Origin of the sequence: Streptomyces sp. NPDC085937 (genome assembly GCF_044540535.1) — a bacterium.
In the GTDB taxonomy this organism is placed as follows: domain Bacteria; phylum Actinomycetota; class Actinomycetes; order Streptomycetales; family Streptomycetaceae; genus Streptomyces.
Genome location: NZ_JBITSH010000004.1, coordinates 21406 through 37117, shown reverse-complemented (window position 1 = coordinate 37117; position 15712 = coordinate 21406). Strand labels below are relative to the sequence as shown.

Genomic DNA, 15712 nt, shown 5'->3' with positions numbered 1-15712 from the left:
CGGGGTCAGGCCTGGCGGGAGGCCAGTTCGATCACCGTGATGTCCGAGGGGGCGCCCACCCGGGTGGGCGGGCCCCAGGCTCCGGCGCCGCGGCTGACGTAGAGCTGGGTGTCGCCGTAGCGGTCGAGGCCGGCCACGGTCGGGTTCGCGCCGCGCGCGATCAGGTTGCCGGGCCAGAGCTGGCCGCCGTGCGTGTGCCCGGAGAGCTGGAGGTCCACGCCGTGGTCCACGGCGTCGTGGATCTGCACCGGCTGGTGGGCCAGCAGCACGCACGCCCGCGCGCGGTCCCGGTCGCCGAGCGCCCGCGCGAAGTCGGGGCCCTGGCCCTCGTCCTCGCCGGCCACGTCGTTGACGCCCGCGAGGTCGAAGTGCGGCAGCTCGGTGCGCGCGTTCTCCAGCGGGTTCAGGCCGAGCCGCCGGACCTCCTCGACCCACTGCCCGGCGCCGGAGAAGTACTCGTGGTTGCCGGTGACGAAGTACGACCCGTGACGTGCCGTCAGCTGGGCGAGCGGCGCCGCCGCCGGACCGAGGTCCTTCACGCTGCCGTCCACCAGGTCACCGACCACGGCGATCAGGTCGGGCCGGGTCGAGTTGATCGTGTCGACGACCCGTTGCGCGAAGCCCCGCCCGAGCACCGGGCCCAGGTGGATGTCGCTGACCACGGCGATGCGGTAACCGTGCGCCGCGCGGGGCAGCTTGGCCAGCGGCACGGTGACCCGCTTGACCTTCGGTCCGCGCAGCACGCCGTAGGTGCCGTACCCGACGGTGCCGACCGCCGCCGCGGCGGCGGCCCCGCCGACGACGCGGGAGACGAACAGTCTGCGGGAGGGGGTCGCGGGGGCCACGGAGGCGCCGCTTCCGGCCGTACCGGCGACCGTCGCGCCGCCTTCCGCCGGGTCGGCCGCCACCGATCCGCCCGTCGTGGAACCGGCACCCGCCGCCCCGGCCGCCGCGCTCTTCGCCGGCGCGCCGTTCGCGGTGACGCCCCGCGCCGGGGCGTTGGCCGCCGCGTCGCTCCCCGCCGGCGCCGCCGTGGCGTCCCGGGCCGGGCCGCTCGCCGCCCTCCGCTCCAGGACCCTGCGCAGCACCGGGCGGACGAGCTCGCCGACGAGCAGGGCCAGCAGCAGGTACAGACTGAGGGCGAGCCACAGGTAGCCCGGCCAGGCCAGCACCCGCTGGAGGGCGAACGGCGCGTCGGTGCGGGAGGCGACCATGCCGCCGACGAACAGCAGCCACCCGCCGGCGATCACCGCCGCGCCCGCGCGGCGCACGGCGCCGGGGCCCGCGGTGGTGTCCCGGAACAGACGACGCCACACGTACCAGTTGCCCGTCACCAGGACGGCGACGACCAGCAGCGCGACGAGTACGAAGACGATGGCCACGAGGCGGACTTCCCCTGCTTCCCGTTACGGCGTCACGTGGTCCGTGACGTCCGGCTCAATGCGCGCACACCGCGCAACCCGATGCCCCCGACGACCGTCCCCAGTACGAAAGAGACGACGGCGAGCGTCAGGTGAACGAAGAAGTAGGCCGTGGGGTGCCCGTCGTCGAACGCGAGTCCACTGCTGTCCTTGACCAGGTTCTTGACGAAAGTGATCCAGATGACCCAGCTCCACACCCCGAAGGCGAGCAGGAACCAGGAGACGGGGCGGCTGAGCTTCATGCGTCCAGTATCGCCGCGCCGTGTCCGGTTCCCTGCGCGGGGTGGGGGCCGGGCCGGGACACCGACCGGGATGGCATGTACCTTGCGGACCGTGCCCGCTTCCCAGAAGACCGCCCGGCGCTCCCTGCTGGTCGCCTCCGCCGTCCTGCTGTCCACCGCGCTGACCGCGCCGGCCGCCCTGGCCGCCCCCAAGCCCTCCACGACACCGTCGGCCACACCCCCGGCGAACATGTCGGTCGTGGGCGGCGAGCGGCTGGCGAAGCCGGGGACCCAGGTGAACCTGGCCGCCGGGGTGCCGGTGCTGCCCAAGGAGCTGTCCGCCCGGTCCTGGATCGTCGCGGACGCCGAGAGCGGCGAGGTGCTCGCCGCCCACAACGCCCACTGGCGGCTGGCCCCCGCCAGCACCCTGAAGATGCTGTTCGCCGACACCCTGCTGCCGAAGTGGCCGGGGACGACCACGCACCGCGTGCAGACCTCCGACATGGCCGGTGTCGGAGCGAACTCCAGCATGGTCGGGATCAAGGAGAACGAGACCTACACGGTCCACGACCTGTGGCTGGGCGTCTTCCTGCGCTCCGGGAACGACGCGGTGCACGTGCTGTCGGCGATGAACGGCGGCGTGGAGAAGACCGTCGCGGAGATGAACGCGCACGCCAAGGAACTCCAGGCCCTCGACACCACCGCCGTCAGCCCGGACGGCTACGACGCCCCGGGCCAGGTGTCCTCCGCGTACGACCTGACGCTGATCGCCCGCTCCGGGCTGCAGAAGAAGGACTTCCGGGAGTACTGCTCGACGGTGCGGGCGCAGTTCCCCGGGGAGACGAAGAAGAACAAGAAGGGCAAGCGGGTCCGCGGGTCCTTCGAGATCCAGAACACCAACCGGCTGCTGAGCGGCGACTACGACGTGCCCGTCTACCAGGGCATAGCCGGTGTGAAGAACGGCAACACCACCAACGCCGGCGCGACCTTCACCGGTGTCGCCGAGCGCGGCGGCAAGGTGCTGCTGGTCACCGTGATGAACCCGCAGAAGGAGGAGTCCAACGAGGTCTACAAGGAGACCGCGCGGCTCTTCGACTGGGGCTTCGCCGCCGCCGGCAAGGTCGAACCGGTGGGTGAGCTGGTGCCGCCGCGCGGCGCCGCGCAGGCCGGTGCCGCGCCCGGCCCGTCCGCGTCGCCCGGTGAGGCGGGCGGCACCGTGGCCGGGTCCAGGCCGGTGGCGAGCGCCGACACGGGCGGTGGCGCCGACGGCATGGGCGTGGCGCTGGGCATCGCCGGAGGGGTGCTGGTGCTGCTCGCGGGCGGCGCGTTCCTGGTCAACCGGCGCTGGCCGCTGCCGGACCTGGTGCGCCGTCGTCCCCGTCCGTGACTCGCGGGGGCTCGTCCTCCTTGCCGGGCGTGGCCGTCCAGGCGGCGCAGAACAGGACCAGTTTGGTGGTGAGGTTGATCCACAGCAGCAGCGCCACCGGGACACCGAACGCGCCGTACATGCTCTTCGCGGCCACGCCCTGCAGATAGCCGCTGAGCAGCAGCTTCAGCAGTTCGAAGCCGACGGCGCCGGTGAGCGCGGCGACGGTCAGCCGGCGCCGGGACGGCTCGACGCCGGGCAGCAGGGTAAGGACGTACAGCAGGAGCAGGAAGTCGGTGGCGACGGCCACGGCGAACGCCGCGGCCTGCAGGACGACGCCGCCCCAGCCGCCCTTCTCCAGTCCGGCGGCGTCGCTGATCCGGCCGACCAGCGCGGAGGCGACCGCGGAGGCGGCCAGGGTGACCAGGACCGCCCCGCCGAGCCCGACGAGGATGCCCGCGTCCTTGCCCTTGCGCAGGACCGGGTTCTCCTCGTCGTCCGGCAGCTCCCACACCACGCGCAGGCACTCGCGCATGAGGCCGGCCCAGCTGATCCCGGTGAACACCAGCGCGGCGCCGGCGATCAGCCCGACGGTGCCCGCGTTGTCCACCAGCTCCCCGACGTCCAACTGGTCGGAGATGCCGGGCACCTGGTCGGTGATGGTGTCCTGGAGGGTGTCCTGCCGCTCCTTGCCGAGGGTGGCCGCGCCGATCGCCGCGGCCACGGTGAGCAGCGGGAACAGCGCGACGAAACTGCGGAACGTCATCGCGGCGGCCAGCCGCGTCCAGTGCACCCGGTCCAGCCGCTCGAACGACCGCCACGCGTGCGTGAGCGACAGCCGGGTCACCCACGGACCCACCACCGGAAGCTTCTTCAGCCAGTCCACGAACCGACTCTGCCCGCGTCACGGAAGACCAATGTCCTGGTGCCCCAGAAACGGACGACGGTGGCGAGGGTCATGCCGACCACCGCGCCGGACACGGTGTCCGCGCGCTGCGAGGTGAGCCCCAGCCCGTAGTGGCTGACGGCCAGGCACAGCAGTTGCACGGCGGCGCCGGCCAGGTTGACGGCGAAGAACAGCGCGAAGGGGCGGGCGCCGCGCACCCGGGTCCCCCGGTAGGTGCCGTGGGCGTTGCCCGCGTAGGCGACCGCGCAGCCGGCGACGAAGGAGAGCGCCTTCGCGGTGAGCGGGCCGAGTCCGCCGGGGCCGCGCAGGTAGGTGAAGAGGGCGAGGTCGACGGCGTAGGCGAGCAGGCCGGCGGTCGCGAAGCCGAGGAGTTCCCGCCGGTGCCGGCGCAGGCGGTCCCTCACCAGTCGACCACCGCCGCGGCGTACATCGCCGCCCACACCACGCCGATGAGGGCGAGCGCGCGGTCGCCCAGCACCACGTCCTCCGGTTCGCCGGCCGTGCCCCGGTCGGCGAAGACGGCGTAGCGCAGGACGGCGAGGACGAAGGCCACCACGGACAGCTGGCGCCAGGGCAGCACGCTGGTGTGCGGCACACCGCCCTCCTCCAGCGCCCACAGGCAGTAGCCGAGGACGGCGACCCCGGCGGCGAGCTGCCAGACGAAGCGGAGGTAGCCGGTGGTGTACTCGGTGAGGAGCGCGCGGGTGGCTCCCCCGTTGCCCGCCAGCTGCACGGCCTCGGAGTAGCGCTTGGCGGCGACCATGAACAGGGCGCCGAAGCCGGTGGTGATCAGGAACCAGCGGGACAGCGGGATGCCGAGGGCGAGCCCGCCGGCCACCGCGCGCATCACGAACCCGGCGGTGACGACGGCGAGGTCGACGACGAGCACATGCTTCAGGGCGACGCAGTACGCCAGTTGCATGACGAGGTAGGCGGTCAGCAGTGCGGCCAGCTCCGGCGGGCACAGCAGCGCGGCGGCGGCCGGCGCGAGCACGCCGAGCGCGATCCCGGCGGCGTAGGCGACGGGCACCGGGACCTGCCCGGCGGCGACCGGGCGGCGGCACTTGACGGGGTGGGCGCGGTCGGCCTCGGCGTCGCGCGCGTCGTTGACGAGGTAGACGGCGGCGGCGCAGGCGGTGAACAGGACGAACACCAGGGCGAGCCGGGACAGGGCGTGGCGGGTGAAGAGGTCTCCCGCGGCGGCCGGGGCGGCGGCCACCAGGACGTTCTTGACCCACTGCTTGGGCCGCGCGGTGCGCAGCAGGCCGGTGAGGATCCCGCCCCGGACGGACGGCTCGGCCTGCCCGCGCTCGGAGCGCTCGCGCAGCAGCGTCACGCCGTGCCCCCGTTCATCCAGCGGGCGCCGAGCCGCGCGGTGAGCGCGCCGAGGGCGGCGCCGGCCGCCACGTCCGACGGGTAGTGGACGCCGGCCACCAGGCGGGACACGCACACCGCGGCGGCCAGCGGCGGCACCGCGCGGGCGCCGAGCGCGCCGAAGGCGACGGCGGCGGCCGCCGCGGAGGTGGCGTGCGCGCTGGGGAAGGAGTGCCGGCCGACGGTGCCGACCAGCGGCTCGACGTGCGCGGGCCGGGGACGGCGCACCACCCGCTTCACGAGCGAACTGGTCGCGTGCGCGCCCGCGGTGAGCGCCGTGCCGCGCAGCCAGGCACCGCGCCGCGGACGGTCCACGACCGCGCCCGCGAGGCCCACCGCGACCCATACGGCCCCGTGTTCCCCCACCCAGGACAGGGCGCGCGCGGCACCGGCCACGCGGGGGTCCGCGCCGCACGCTCTGAGCGCGGAGACGATCCGGTGGTCCACCCCGTGGAGACCGCGGGGCCGGAGGAGGTCGTGGTGGTCGTCCATGTGGCTCACTGTTCACCCCCGGCGCACCGGAATTCCATCGCTTCGGGACGACATCCCATTAATCACCCGTTTCGGGGACGGGATTGACGTTTCAAAACCAACGGCTCACACAGGGGCGATACGGTCGCCGTCATGCCTGCCGACACCGTTTCCGTCACGGGGTGGGGCCGCACCGCTCCGTCCGCCGCCCGGCTGATCCGCCCGCGGACGTTCGAGGAGGCCGCCCTGGCCGTCCGGGGCTGCGGGGCGCGCGGGGGCATCGCCCGGGGCCTGGGGCGGGCGTACGGGGACGCCGCGCAGAACGCGGGCGGCGAGGTCTTCGACATGACCGGCCTGGACCGGATCCACACGATCGACGCCGACGGCGGCACCGTGCTGTGCGACGCGGGCGTGTCCCTGCACCGGCTGATGGAGGTGCTGCTGCCGCTCGGCTGGTTCGTGCCGGTGACGCCCGGCACCCGGTACGTGACGGTCGGCGGGGCGATCGGCGCCGACATCCACGGCAAGAACCACCATGTCTCCGGGTCGTTCTCGCGCCATGTGGAGTCCTTCGAGCTGCTGACCGCCGACGGGCGGGTCCGCACCGTCGTCCCGGGCACGCCGCTGTTCGAGGCGACCGCGGGCGGCATGGGCCTGACCGGGGTGATCCTCACCGCGACGGTCCGGCTGCAGCCCGTCGAGACCTCCTGGATGTCCGTCGACACCGAACGCGCGTCCGACCTGGACGACCTGATGGCCCGGCTGGCAGACACCGACCACCGCTACCGCTACTCGGTCGCCTGGATCGACCTGCTGGCGCGCGGGAAGGCAACCGGCCGCGCGGTCCTCACCCGCGGCGACCACGCCCCGCTGGACGCGCTGCCGCGCTCCGCCCGCCATGAGCCGCTGTCGTTCCGCACCTCCCGCCTCCCGGCCGCCCCCTCGTTCGTGCCGGAGGGCCTGCTCAGCCGGACGACCGTGGGGCTGTTCAACGAGCTGTGGTTCCGCAAGGCGCCCCGCGCGCGGACCGGGGAACTGCAGCGGATCCCCGCCTTCTTCCACCCCCTGGACGGCGTGCCGCACTGGAACCGGATCTACGGGCGGGGCGGCTTCGTGCAGTACCAGTTCGTCGTCGGGCACGGGCGGGAGGACACCCTGCGCCGGATCGTGCGCCGGATCTCCGAGCGCCGCTGCCCGTCGTTCCTCGCCGTCCTCAAACGCTTCGGGGACGCCGACCCGGGCTGGCTGTCGTTCCCGGTGCCGGGCTGGACGCTGGCCCTGGACATCCCCGCGTCCCTGCCGGGCCTCGGCGGCTTCCTCGACGAGCTCGACGAGGAGGTCGCCGGCGCGGACGGCCGCGTCTACCTCGCCAAGGACTCCCGGCTGCGCCCCGAACTGCTCGCCGCCATGTACCCGCGGCTGGACGACTTCCGCTCCGTGCGCGCCGAGCTGGACCCGCGCGGCGTGTTCACCTCGGACCTGTCCCGCCGCCTCCGCCTGTGACCCCTCCCCCTCTCCCGGCCCCCTGAGGAGCTGTCGTGAAGGACGCCTTCGGCCTCCCCCAGTCCCTGCTCGTGCTCGGCGGTACGTCCGAGATCGCGCTCGCCGTCGCCCGGCGGCTGATCGCCCGCCGCACCCGCACGGTGTGGCTGGCCGGCCGCCCCTCCCCCGGCCTGGACGCGGCGGCCGACCAACTGCGCGGCCTCGGCGCCGAGGTCCACACGGTCGCCTTCGACGCGCTCGACCCCGCCACCCACGAGGAGGCGCTCGGCAAGGTGTTCGCCGAGGACGACGTCGACATGGTGCTGCTCGCCTTCGGCACCCTGGGCGACCAGGCGCGCGACGAACGGGACCCGGGGGCCGCGGTGCGGGTCGCGCAGACCAACTACACCGGCGCGGTCTCCGCGGGTCTGGTGTGCGCGGGCGCCCTCCAGGCGCAGGGGCACGGCTCCCTGGTGGTGCTGTCGTCCGTCGCGGGCGAGCGGGCCCGCCGCGCCAACTTCATCTACGGTTCCAGCAAGGCCGGCCTGGACGCCTTCGCGCAGGGCCTGGGCGACGCGCTGTACGGCACGGGCGTGCATGTGATGGTGGTGCGGCCCGGGTTCGTGCGCACCCGCATGACGGCGGGGCTCCCCGAGGCGCCGCTGGCCACCACCCCGGAGGCGGTGGCGTCGGCCGTCGAACTGGGGCTGCGGCGCCGCTCGGAGACGGTGTGGGTGCCGGGCGCCCTGCGGATGGTGATGTCGGCGCTGCGGCATCTGCCCCGCGGGGTGTTCCGCCGGCTGCCGGTGTGAGGCCCTGGCTCCTCCGCACGGAAGGCCCGGGGTGCCCGGCTCAGCAGGCGGAGACGGAGCCCCGGTCGACGTGGCCGGCCTGCGGGGGCACCACGACGGTCCCGAAGGGGAACTCGCGCAGCTTGCGCCACACCGCGTCGGCGCCCTGCTCGTAGAGGGCGAAGCCGGTGCAGGGCCACGCGGCCTCGTAGCCGGCGAGGTCCTCGTAGGCGCGGTCCATGGCCGCCTCGTCGATGCCGTGGGCCACGGTGACGTGCGGGTGGTAGGGGAACTGCAGGTCACGGGCGACGGGCCCGGACGGGTCCCGTACCTGCTGCTGGAGCGTGGCGCATGCCTCGGCGCCCTCGACGACCCGGACGTACACCACCGGCGACAGCGGCCGGAAGGTGCCCGTGCCCGACAGCCTCATCGGGAACGGCCGGCCCACCGCGGCGACGTCGGCCAGGTGGGCCTCGACGGCGGGCAGGGCGCCGGCCGCGACCTCCGTCGGCGGCAGCAGGGTGACGTGCGTGGGGATGCCGTAGGCGGCGGCGTCGCCGAAGCCCGCGCGCAGCTGCTGAAGCCGGCTGCCGTGAGGCTCCGGGACCGCGATCGACACACCGATCGTTACGGTCCCCACGTCGTCTCCTGTCGTTGTGATGGTGAAGCGCGGTGGTGGAACTGCGGTGCGCGTCCGGTGACCGCCGAAGCGGTCACCCGCTTATCGACTGTACGACCACGACCCGCGTGCGGGCAGGCGCAGTCGGAGTGATGTGCAGCGCTGTGCGGTGGTACGGACGGGGCCCCTGGGCCCGTTCACTACGCCGGTTCAGTGCTTGGCGGGCAGGAAGCCGACCCGCTCGTACGCCTGGGAGAGGGTCTCCGCGGCCACGGCGCGCGCCTTCTCAGCCCCCTTGGCGAGGATCGAGTCGAGCGTCTCGGGGTCGTCCAGGTACTGCTGGGTGCGCTCCCGGAACGGCGTCACGAAGTCGACCATGATCTCGGCGAGGTCCGTCTTGAGCGCGCCGTAGCCCTTGCCGGCGTACTTCTCCTCCAGCTCGGGGATGCCCGTGCCGGTGAGGACGGAGTAGATGGTGAGCAAGTTGCTGACGCCGGGCTTCTCCACCACGTCGTAGCGGATCACCGTGTCGGTGTCGGTGACCGCGCTCCTCACCTTCTTGGCGGTGGCCTTCGGCTCGTCGAGCAGGTTGATCAGGCCCTTCGGCGTGGACGCCGACTTGCTCATCTTGACCGCCGGGTCCTGCAGGTCGTAGATCTTCGCCGTCTCCTTGAGGATGTACGGCTTCGGCAGCGTGAAGGTGTCGCCGAACCGGCCGTTGAAGCGCGTGGCGAGGTCACGGGTGAGCTCGATGTGCTGGCGCTGGTCCTCGCCCACCGGCACCTCGTGCGCCTGGTAGAGCAGGATGTCCGCGACCTGGAGGATCGGGTACGTGAACAGCCCGACGGAGGCGCGCTCGGCGCCCTGCTTCGCGGACTTGTCCTTGAACTGGGTCATGCGGGAGGCCTCGCCGAAGCCGGTGAGGCAGTTCATCACCCACGCGAGCTGGGCGTGCTCCGGCACGTGGCTCTGCACGAAGAGGGTGCAGCGGTCCGGGTCGAGTCCGGCGGCCAGCAGCTGGGCCGTGGCCAGACGCGTGTTGGCCCGCAGCTCCTCCGGGTCCTGCGGGACCGTGATCGCGTGCAGGTCGACGACCATGTAGAAGGCGTCGTGCGACTCCTGGAGCGCCACCCACTGGCGGACGGCACCGAGGTAGTTGCCGAGATGGAAAGAACCTGCGGTGGGCTGGATTCCGGAGAGCACGCGGGGTCGATCAGTCGCCATGCCCACCATTCTCTCAGGTTCCGGGGGGCGGTCCGGAACGGACCGGGAACAGCCGGGAACCGATCCGTTCCGCGTGGTGTAACAAGAGTGTGAGGACGCGGGAGGGGGGCCGCATCGTCGATGAGGCCGCGGTGATCGCTCGCGTGCGCGCCGGACAGCCGGAGGCGTACGCGCAGCTGGTGCGGGCGCATACGGCCATCGCGCTCAGGGCGGCCGCCGCGCTCGGGGCGGGGGCGGACGCGGAGGACGTGGTGCAGCAGGCCTTCGTCAAGGCGTACTGCGCGCTGGGCCGGTTCCGGGACGGCGCGGCGTTCCGGCCGTGGCTGTTGTCGATCGTGGCCAATGAGACGAGGAACACAGTGCGCGCGGCGGCACGCAGGAGGACCCTGGCCGGCCGGGAGGCGGCTCTCGTCGGGGCGGACCCGGTGATACCGGAGTCGGCCGACCCCGCCGCGGCCACGCTGGAGACCGAGCGCCGCGCCGCCCTGCTGGCGGCGCTGGAGAAGCTGAGCGAGGAGCACCGGCTGGTCGTCACCTACCGCTATCTGCTGGAGATGGACGAGCGGGAGACCGCCGAGGCCCTGGGCTGGCCCCGGGGGACGGTGAAGTCGCGCCTGAACCGCGCCCTGCGCAGGCTGCGGCGGCTGCTGCCGGACGTCCGGCCCGGGGAGACCCGGGAAGGGGGTGCGCCGGCGTGAGCGGACGCCAGGAGGAGGAGCTGCGGCGGCTGCGCGAGGAGTTGCGGGCCTACGGCCGCTCCCTGGACGGCCCGGAGGGGGCGGCGGGCGGCGCGACGATGGCCGAGCGCGTGCTCGCCCGGATACTCGCCGAGCAGGCGCCCGTCCCGGCGGCCGTCCCCCGGTCCCGGATGCGGGCGGTGCGGCGCTGGACGCGGACGCGTTGGCGCTCCCTGCTGGCGACGCTGTGCGGACTGCTGACGGTGCTGGCGCTGACCCCTCCGGTGTGGGCGGCGGTGACCGACTGGTTCGGCTTCCACGGGGTGGAGGTACGGCACGACCCGTCGGCGGTGCCCTCGCCGGGCGGCCGGGTGCCGGGCTGCGCCGTTCCGGTGCGGCTGGAGGAGGCGTCGCGGCGGGCCGGCTTCACCCCCGTGGTCCCGGAGAGACTGGGCCCGCCGGACGCGGTCTCCGTGGGTGCGCTGCCGCACGGGCGTTCCCTGGTCAGCCTGTGCTGGAGGGACGGCGACGGCCGGACGATCCGCCTGGACCAGTTCCCGGGCCGCCTGGACATCTCGTTCACGAAGACGGTGCGGGAACAGCCGGAATGGCTGGACGTGAGCGGCCCCGCTCTGTGGTTCCCACGCCCTCACGTGCTGACGTTCTGGATGACGGACGCGGAGGGGGACCGCTTCACGCGGAAGGAACGTACGGCGGGGCCGACCCTCCTGTGGAGCCCCACGGGTTCGGTGACCCTCCGCCTTGAGGGGGTGCGGTCCCGCGAGCGGGCACAGGAGATCGCGACCTCAAGCATGTGACGGCCCCGGCCCCCGCTCCTCGTACGCCGGACGGGCCACTTCTAGCCCGTCCGGCGTTTGAGGACGAGGCCCGCAGGGCCGAAAGGGGCGTCTGGGGGCGCAGCCCCCAGGGACGGGAAGGGAAGGGGCGGCGGGGGCGAAAACCGATCGGGAACCCGCCCGGCCCGGCCGGTGTACCAGAAGTGACAGGCGGCCCGCGCAGCGAGCCGCACGGCGTCCACCCGACCACATGGGGGGTCACGCATGCGCGACCGGAAACAACGTCTCCGACGACTGACGGCCGCAGCGGCAGCCGCCTTGACCGCCCCCGTCCTGCTCCTGTGGGCCACCACCCCCGCCTCCGCGGGGGGCCCGACCAGCGTGCTGGTGGTATCGGTGTCGAGCACCGAGACGGCCTCGCTGTACTACACCGACAAGCAGTACACCGAGCTGGAGCGCCTCCTCGGCCCGATGAACACGGGCACGCGCGAGCGCCCGCCGACGCTCTCCCTCGCCTCGGGACGCCAGATCAACGTGACCTGGATGGTGCACGACGTGACGCCGTGGCGGGTGGACCAGATCTTCCTGCCGGACGGGGCCCGGGACGCGTGGATCCACACGGCGTCCCGCATCGCCGACGGCAACGAGGGTGTCTGGCACGCCGCCAAGGACCCGTACGACCTGCGTAAGTTCCTGTACGAACTGGGCGTGATGGGCCCGGCCACCGGGCACGAGCCATTCGCGGTGCCCCCGGCGCCGCCGGAGGACGGGCAGGCAGCCCCGGACGACGCGGGCAGCACGGCACCGGTGGTCTCCGCGGCCCCGCCGACGGCGGGCGACGGCACCGACTGGTGGTGGGCGATACCGGGTCTGGCGGCAGGAGCCGTCCTGGCCCTCCTCCTGCGTCCCTACGCGCTCCGGGGAGCTGCCGCCGTACGCGCCCGGCGGGACGGGGACGGCCCAGGACCCCGGCAACAGCTGCTGGACCACTGACACCGGGGCCGCCGCGGCCCGCCTCAGCCGAGGTCGATCTCCGGGTACAGCGGGAAGCCGGCCACGAGGTCGGTGGCCCGGCGCGAGATCTCGTCGGCGACCTTCTCGTCGAGGACGTGGGACGCCTTGGACGGCGCACCGGACTTCGTGGTGCCGGGCTCGGTGGTGGTGAGGACGCGGTCGATGAGTCCGGCGACCTCGTCCATCTCCGCCGTGCCGAGACCGCGCGTGGTCAGCGCCGGGGTGCCGATCCGGATGCCGGAGGTGTACCAGGCGCCGTTGGGGTCGGCGGGGATGGCGTTGCGGTTGGTGACGATGCCCGAGTCGAGCAGGGCCGCCTCGGCCTGCCGGCCGGTGAGGCCGTAGGAGGAGGCGACGTCGATCAGGTTGAGGTGGTTGTCGGTGCCGCCGGTGACCAGGGTGGCGCCGCGGCGCATCAGGCCCTCGGCGAGCGCGCGGGAGTTGTCCACGATGCGCTGGGCGTAGTCCTGGAAGGCGGGCCGGCGGGCCTCGGCGAGGGCGACGGCCTTCGCGGCCATGACGTGCGGCAGCGGACCGCCGAGGACCATCGGGCAGCCGCGGTCGACCTGGTCCTTGAGCGAGTCGTCGCACAGGACCATGCCGCCGCGCGGCCCGCGCAGCGACTTGTGGGTGGTGGTGGTGACGATCTGGGCGTGCGGCACCGGGTCGAAGTCGCCGGTGAGGACCTTGCCGGCGACCAGGCCCGCGAAGTGCGCCATGTCGACCATGAGCGTGGCGCCCACCTCGTCGGCGATCTCCCGCATGATCCGGAAGTTCACCAGGCGGGGGTAGGCGGAGTAGCCGGCGACGATGATCAGCGGCTTGAACTCGCGGGCGGAGGCGCGCAGCGCGTCGTAGTCGATCAGTCCGGTGGCCGGGTCGGTGCCGTAGGAGCGCTGGTCGAACATCTTGCCGGAGATGTTGGGCCGGAAGCCGTGGGTGAGGTGGCCGCCGGCGTCCAGGGACATGCCGAGCATGCGCTGGTTGCCGAAGGCGCGGCGCAGTTCGGCCCAGTCCGCCTCGGAGAGGTCGTTGACCTGGCGGACGCCCGCCTTCTCCAGGGCGGGCAGCTCGACGCGCTGGGCGAGGACGGACCAGAAGGCGACCAGGTTGGCGTCGATGCCGGAGTGCGGCTGGACGTAGGCGTGGCGGGCGCCGAACAGCTCCTTGGCGTGCTCGGCGGCGAGCGACTCCACGGTGTCCACGTTGCGGCAGCCGGCGTAGAAGCGGCGGCCGACGGTGCCCTCGGCGTACTTGTCGCTGAACCAGTTGCCCATCGCCAGGAGGGTGGCCGGGGAGGCGTAGTTCTCGGAGGCGATCAGCTTGAGCATCTCGCGCTGGTCGGCGACCTCCTGTCCGATCGCGTCGGCGACGCGCGGCTCGACGGCGCGGATCACGTCGAGGGCGGAGCGGAAGGCGGTGGACTCGGGGGTGAGCGGCTGCTCGGCAGACATGGGGACCTCCGGACGTTGCGTTCAGCGTTCACGGTACGGATGGCCCAGGCGCACGGCACGTTGCTCTCGGGCCGCTCCCCGATGGTTGGTCCCATCCCAGCGCGCCAGTCACGGCCCGCGGGCCAGGTTACCGGGTGGGTTCCGGCGGCGCGGCCGGTGTCCGCGATGCGGGAGCGCCCGCCGCGCCGCCGCACCGACGCGCCGTGCCGTGCTGTGCTGTGCTGTGCTGTGCCGCGCCTACAGGATCACGTGCGGCAGGAAGCGGGCGTACTCGTCCGTCACCAGACCGGACGACTCGCGGATGCCGAGGCCCGCCGCCTCGTGGTCCACCACCCAGGTGCCGAGGACGACGCGGTTGCCGTCGAAGTCGGGCAGCGGGGCCAGTTCCTGGTAGCAGCAGGGTTCGTCGCGGACCACGGGGGCCGTGCCGGGCTCGTGGATCGTCACGCCCGCGCCCTCACGGCCGAGCAGCGGCTTCGCGACCCAGCCCACGGTGTCCGCGAGCTCGCGGGGGCCGTCCAGGTAGGCGGGGAGGAGGTTCGGGTGGCCGGGGTTCAGCTCCCAGAGGATCGCCAGCAGCGCCTTGTTGCTGAGCAGCATCTTCCAGGCGGGCTCGATCCACAGGGTCGAGCCGCTGCCGCCGCCGTTGTCGAGGGTGTCGATCACATGCCCGGCGAAGCGGTCGGTGGTCAGCCACTCCCACGGGTACAGCTTGAAGATGCTGCGGATGAACCGCAGCCGCTTGTCGACGAAGCGTCCGGAGAGGCGGTCCCAGCCGATCTCCTCCACGGAGAGCCAGTCGGTCTCCAGGCCGGCCTGCTCGGCCGTCTCCTTGAGGTAGGCGACGGTCATCAGGTCCTCGCCGCACTCGTCGCCCGCGGAGTGCGCGAAGTACAGCGGGCTGCCCGGCGGGAGGAGGGCGGCCTGCTTCTTCCAGGCGTCCACGAGCCGTTCGTGCAGGGAGTTCCACTGGTCGGCGCCCGGGAAGCGCTCCTCCATCCAGAACCACTGGGGGGAGGCGGCCTCCACCAGGGAGGTGGGGGTGTCGGCGTTGTACTCCAGCAGCTTCGCCGGGCCGGTGCCGTCGTAGCGGAGGTCGAAGCGGCCGTAGAGGGAGGGCAGTTCGGACCGCCGGTGCCAGGACTCGGTGACGGCGTGCACGATGCGGGGATCGGTGATGCCGAGGTCGGCGAAGCGCCCCTCGGTGACGATGTGCCCGGCCGCCGCCAGGCTCAGCGCGTGCAGTTCCTCGACGACCTCCTCCAGGGCCTCGACCTCGTCCAGGCCGAAGACGTAGTAGGCGCTCTCGTCCCAGTAGGGGCGCAGGGAGTCGTCGGGGTAGCGGGTCAGGGGATAGATGAGCCCCTGCTCCTCCACGGTCCGCTGCCAGCCGGGGCGGGGCTCGGTGGTGCGCCGTTCCACCGCGGCTCAGCCCCCGCCGCTGCCGGAGCAGCCGAAGCCGCCGCGGTCGACGGCCTCGCTGCGGCTGAAGGTGCCGCGGTCGGCGTAGCCGTTGCTGACGTCGGCGTCGTAGTACCAGTCGGCGTTCGTCGCGCGGGACCGGCTCTTGCCCGCCGACCCGGAGGAGGACGAGCAGTTCTTGTCGGCGACGACCTTGTAGCCGTCGGTGAAGTCGTAGCTGTTGCGGTCCACGCACCGCCGGTCCGGGTCCGACCCGCAGGCCGACAGTGCCGCCGCCAGCATTCCCATGCCGCCCAGCACCACCGTGCTGGACCGCAGCCGTCGCCGTGTCTGCGCCATGCCTTCCGCTCCCCCTCGTGTCGCGCCGGCCCGTCCCCGTGTGGTCGCCGGCTCGCGGCGGACAGCCTAGAGACCCCGCGGGCCGCGCGCACGGGAGCCCCTCCCCTCACCCGCCTGCCCGCTGACTGTTTGT

General features: G+C 73.4%; 17 protein-coding genes and 1 riboswitch. Of the genes, 6 read left to right on the top strand and 11 right to left on the bottom strand.

Annotated features, from left to right (window positions below):
* Positions 1 to 5 precede the first annotated feature (5 nt).
* Positions 6 to 1382: a metallophosphoesterase gene (locus tag ACIF8S_RS10255; RefSeq protein ID WP_399998551.1), complete on the bottom strand. Its 1377-nt coding sequence runs from the start codon at positions 1380 to 1382 to the stop codon at positions 6 to 8.
* A gap of 32 nt (positions 1383 to 1414) precedes the next feature.
* Positions 1415 to 1663 (bottom strand): SCO4848 family membrane protein, encoded by a 249-nt coding sequence (locus ACIF8S_RS10250; RefSeq protein ID WP_024883319.1) that lies wholly within the window; start codon positions 1661 to 1663, stop codon positions 1415 to 1417.
* Between the two features lie 91 nt (positions 1664 to 1754).
* Here ACIF8S_RS10250 and ACIF8S_RS10245 point away from each other — a divergent pair, with 91 nt between their 5' ends.
* Positions 1755 to 3029, top strand: coding sequence for a D-alanyl-D-alanine carboxypeptidase family protein (locus ACIF8S_RS10245; RefSeq protein WP_399998549.1), 1275 nt, complete (start codon positions 1755 to 1757; stop codon positions 3027 to 3029).
* Here the strand turns inward: ACIF8S_RS10245 and ACIF8S_RS10240 are convergent.
* Genes ACIF8S_RS10240 through ACIF8S_RS10225 form a run of 4 tightly spaced genes read right to left on the bottom strand, consistent with a single transcriptional unit; the run spans position 2977 to position 5781 of the window.
* The gene (locus tag ACIF8S_RS10240; protein ID WP_399998548.1) at positions 2977 to 3894 is read right to left on the bottom strand and encodes a YihY/virulence factor BrkB family protein; all 918 of its coding nucleotides are present in this window, start codon (positions 3892 to 3894) and stop codon (positions 2977 to 2979) included. The two genes, ACIF8S_RS10245 and ACIF8S_RS10240, sit on opposite strands and share 53 nt — an antisense overlap.
* Positions 3882 to 4319, bottom strand: coding sequence for a GtrA family protein (locus ACIF8S_RS10235; protein ID WP_399998546.1), 438 nt, complete (start codon positions 4317 to 4319; stop codon positions 3882 to 3884). The genes ACIF8S_RS10240 and ACIF8S_RS10235 overlap by 13 nt, the downstream gene beginning before the upstream one ends.
* Positions 4316 to 5251, bottom strand: a complete 936-nt coding sequence (locus tag ACIF8S_RS10230) for a decaprenyl-phosphate phosphoribosyltransferase (RefSeq protein ID WP_399998545.1) — start codon at positions 5249 to 5251, stop codon at positions 4316 to 4318. Before ACIF8S_RS10230 ends, ACIF8S_RS10235 begins: the two co-directional genes overlap by 4 nt.
* Positions 5248 to 5781, bottom strand: a complete 534-nt coding sequence (locus tag ACIF8S_RS10225; protein WP_399998544.1) for a phosphatase PAP2 family protein — start codon at positions 5779 to 5781, stop codon at positions 5248 to 5250. The genes ACIF8S_RS10230 and ACIF8S_RS10225 overlap by 4 nt, the downstream gene beginning before the upstream one ends.
* Before the next feature lie 132 nt (positions 5782 to 5913).
* Between ACIF8S_RS10225 and ACIF8S_RS10220 the strand changes: the two genes are divergently transcribed.
* Both ACIF8S_RS10220 and ACIF8S_RS10215 read left to right on the top strand, forming a co-directional pair.
* Positions 5914 to 7263: an FAD-binding protein gene (locus tag ACIF8S_RS10220; protein ID WP_399998543.1), complete on the top strand. Its 1350-nt coding sequence runs from the start codon at positions 5914 to 5916 to the stop codon at positions 7261 to 7263.
* Between the two features lie 35 nt (positions 7264 to 7298).
* On the top strand, positions 7299 to 8054 hold the full coding sequence (locus ACIF8S_RS10215; protein ID WP_349790840.1) for a decaprenylphospho-beta-D-erythro-pentofuranosid-2-ulose 2-reductase: 756 nt from the start codon (positions 7299 to 7301) through the stop codon (positions 8052 to 8054).
* A 40-nt stretch (positions 8055 to 8094) separates the two neighbouring features.
* Here ACIF8S_RS10215 and ACIF8S_RS10210 read toward each other — a convergent pair whose 3' ends face one another.
* The gene (locus ACIF8S_RS10210) at positions 8095 to 8673 is read right to left on the bottom strand and encodes a 2'-5' RNA ligase family protein (RefSeq protein WP_399998542.1); all 579 of its coding nucleotides are present in this window, start codon (positions 8671 to 8673) and stop codon (positions 8095 to 8097) included.
* A 189-nt stretch (positions 8674 to 8862) separates the two neighbouring features.
* On the bottom strand, positions 8863 to 9876 hold the full coding sequence (gene trpS, locus ACIF8S_RS10205; protein WP_399998541.1) for a tryptophan--tRNA ligase: 1014 nt from the start codon (positions 9874 to 9876) through the stop codon (positions 8863 to 8865).
* A gap of 131 nt (positions 9877 to 10007) precedes the next feature.
* Here trpS and ACIF8S_RS10200 point away from each other — a divergent pair, with 131 nt between their 5' ends.
* The 3 genes from ACIF8S_RS10200 to ACIF8S_RS10190 all read left to right on the top strand — a co-directional run bounded on the left by ACIF8S_RS10200 (position 10008) and on the right by ACIF8S_RS10190 (position 12343).
* Positions 10008 to 10574, top strand: a complete 567-nt coding sequence (locus tag ACIF8S_RS10200) for an RNA polymerase sigma factor (RefSeq protein ID WP_399998539.1) — start codon at positions 10008 to 10010, stop codon at positions 10572 to 10574.
* Positions 10571 to 11371: a hypothetical protein gene (locus ACIF8S_RS10195; RefSeq protein ID WP_399998538.1), complete on the top strand. Its 801-nt coding sequence runs from the start codon at positions 10571 to 10573 to the stop codon at positions 11369 to 11371. The genes ACIF8S_RS10200 and ACIF8S_RS10195 overlap by 4 nt, the downstream gene beginning before the upstream one ends.
* Before the next feature lie 297 nt (positions 11372 to 11668).
* Positions 11669 to 12343 carry a hypothetical protein gene (locus ACIF8S_RS10190; RefSeq protein ID WP_399998537.1) on the top strand — a complete coding sequence of 225 codons (675 nt, stop codon included), beginning with the start codon at positions 11669 to 11671 and terminating at the stop codon, positions 12341 to 12343.
* Between the two features lie 23 nt (positions 12344 to 12366).
* On the opposite strand, the gene ACIF8S_RS10185 is transcribed toward ACIF8S_RS10190, so the two are convergent.
* From ACIF8S_RS10185 to ACIF8S_RS10175, 3 genes are all read right to left on the bottom strand, one after another.
* A complete protein-coding gene (locus tag ACIF8S_RS10185) occupies positions 12367 to 13818 on the bottom strand; it encodes a glycine hydroxymethyltransferase (RefSeq protein WP_399998536.1) in 1452 nt (483 codons plus the stop codon).
* A 35-nt stretch (positions 13819 to 13853) separates the two neighbouring features.
* A riboswitch (ZMP/ZTP riboswitch) is annotated at positions 13854 to 13940 on the bottom strand.
* Between the two features lie 115 nt (positions 13941 to 14055).
* Complete coding sequence (locus tag ACIF8S_RS10180) at positions 14056 to 15240, bottom strand: glutathionylspermidine synthase family protein (RefSeq protein ID WP_399998535.1); 1185 nt, start codon at positions 15238 to 15240, stop codon at positions 14056 to 14058.
* Positions 15241 to 15246: 6 nt separating this feature from the next.
* Positions 15247 to 15579, bottom strand: a complete 333-nt coding sequence (locus ACIF8S_RS10175) for a hypothetical protein (protein ID WP_399998534.1) — start codon at positions 15577 to 15579, stop codon at positions 15247 to 15249.
* Between the last annotated feature and the right edge of the window lie 133 nt (positions 15580 to 15712).

Coding starts and splice junctions, on each gene's coding strand:
- ACIF8S_RS10250 (WP_024883319.1), bottom strand. CDS start 1,663: ATGAAGCTCAGCCGCCCCGTCTCCTGGTTCCTGCTCGCCTTCGGGGTG.
- ACIF8S_RS10225 (WP_399998544.1), bottom strand. CDS start 5,781: ATGGACGACCACCACGACCTCCTCCGGCCCCGCGGTCTCCACGGGGTG.
- ACIF8S_RS10220 (WP_399998543.1), top strand. CDS start 5,914: ATGCCTGCCGACACCGTTTCCGTCACGGGGTGGGGCCGCACCGCTCCG.
- trpS (WP_399998541.1), bottom strand. CDS start 9,876: ATGGCGACTGATCGACCCCGCGTGCTCTCCGGAATCCAGCCCACCGCA.
- ACIF8S_RS10185 (WP_399998536.1), bottom strand. CDS start 13,818: ATGTCTGCCGAGCAGCCGCTCACCCCCGAGTCCACCGCCTTCCGCTCC.
- ACIF8S_RS10175 (WP_399998534.1), bottom strand. CDS start 15,579: ATGGCGCAGACACGGCGACGGCTGCGGTCCAGCACGGTGGTGCTGGGC.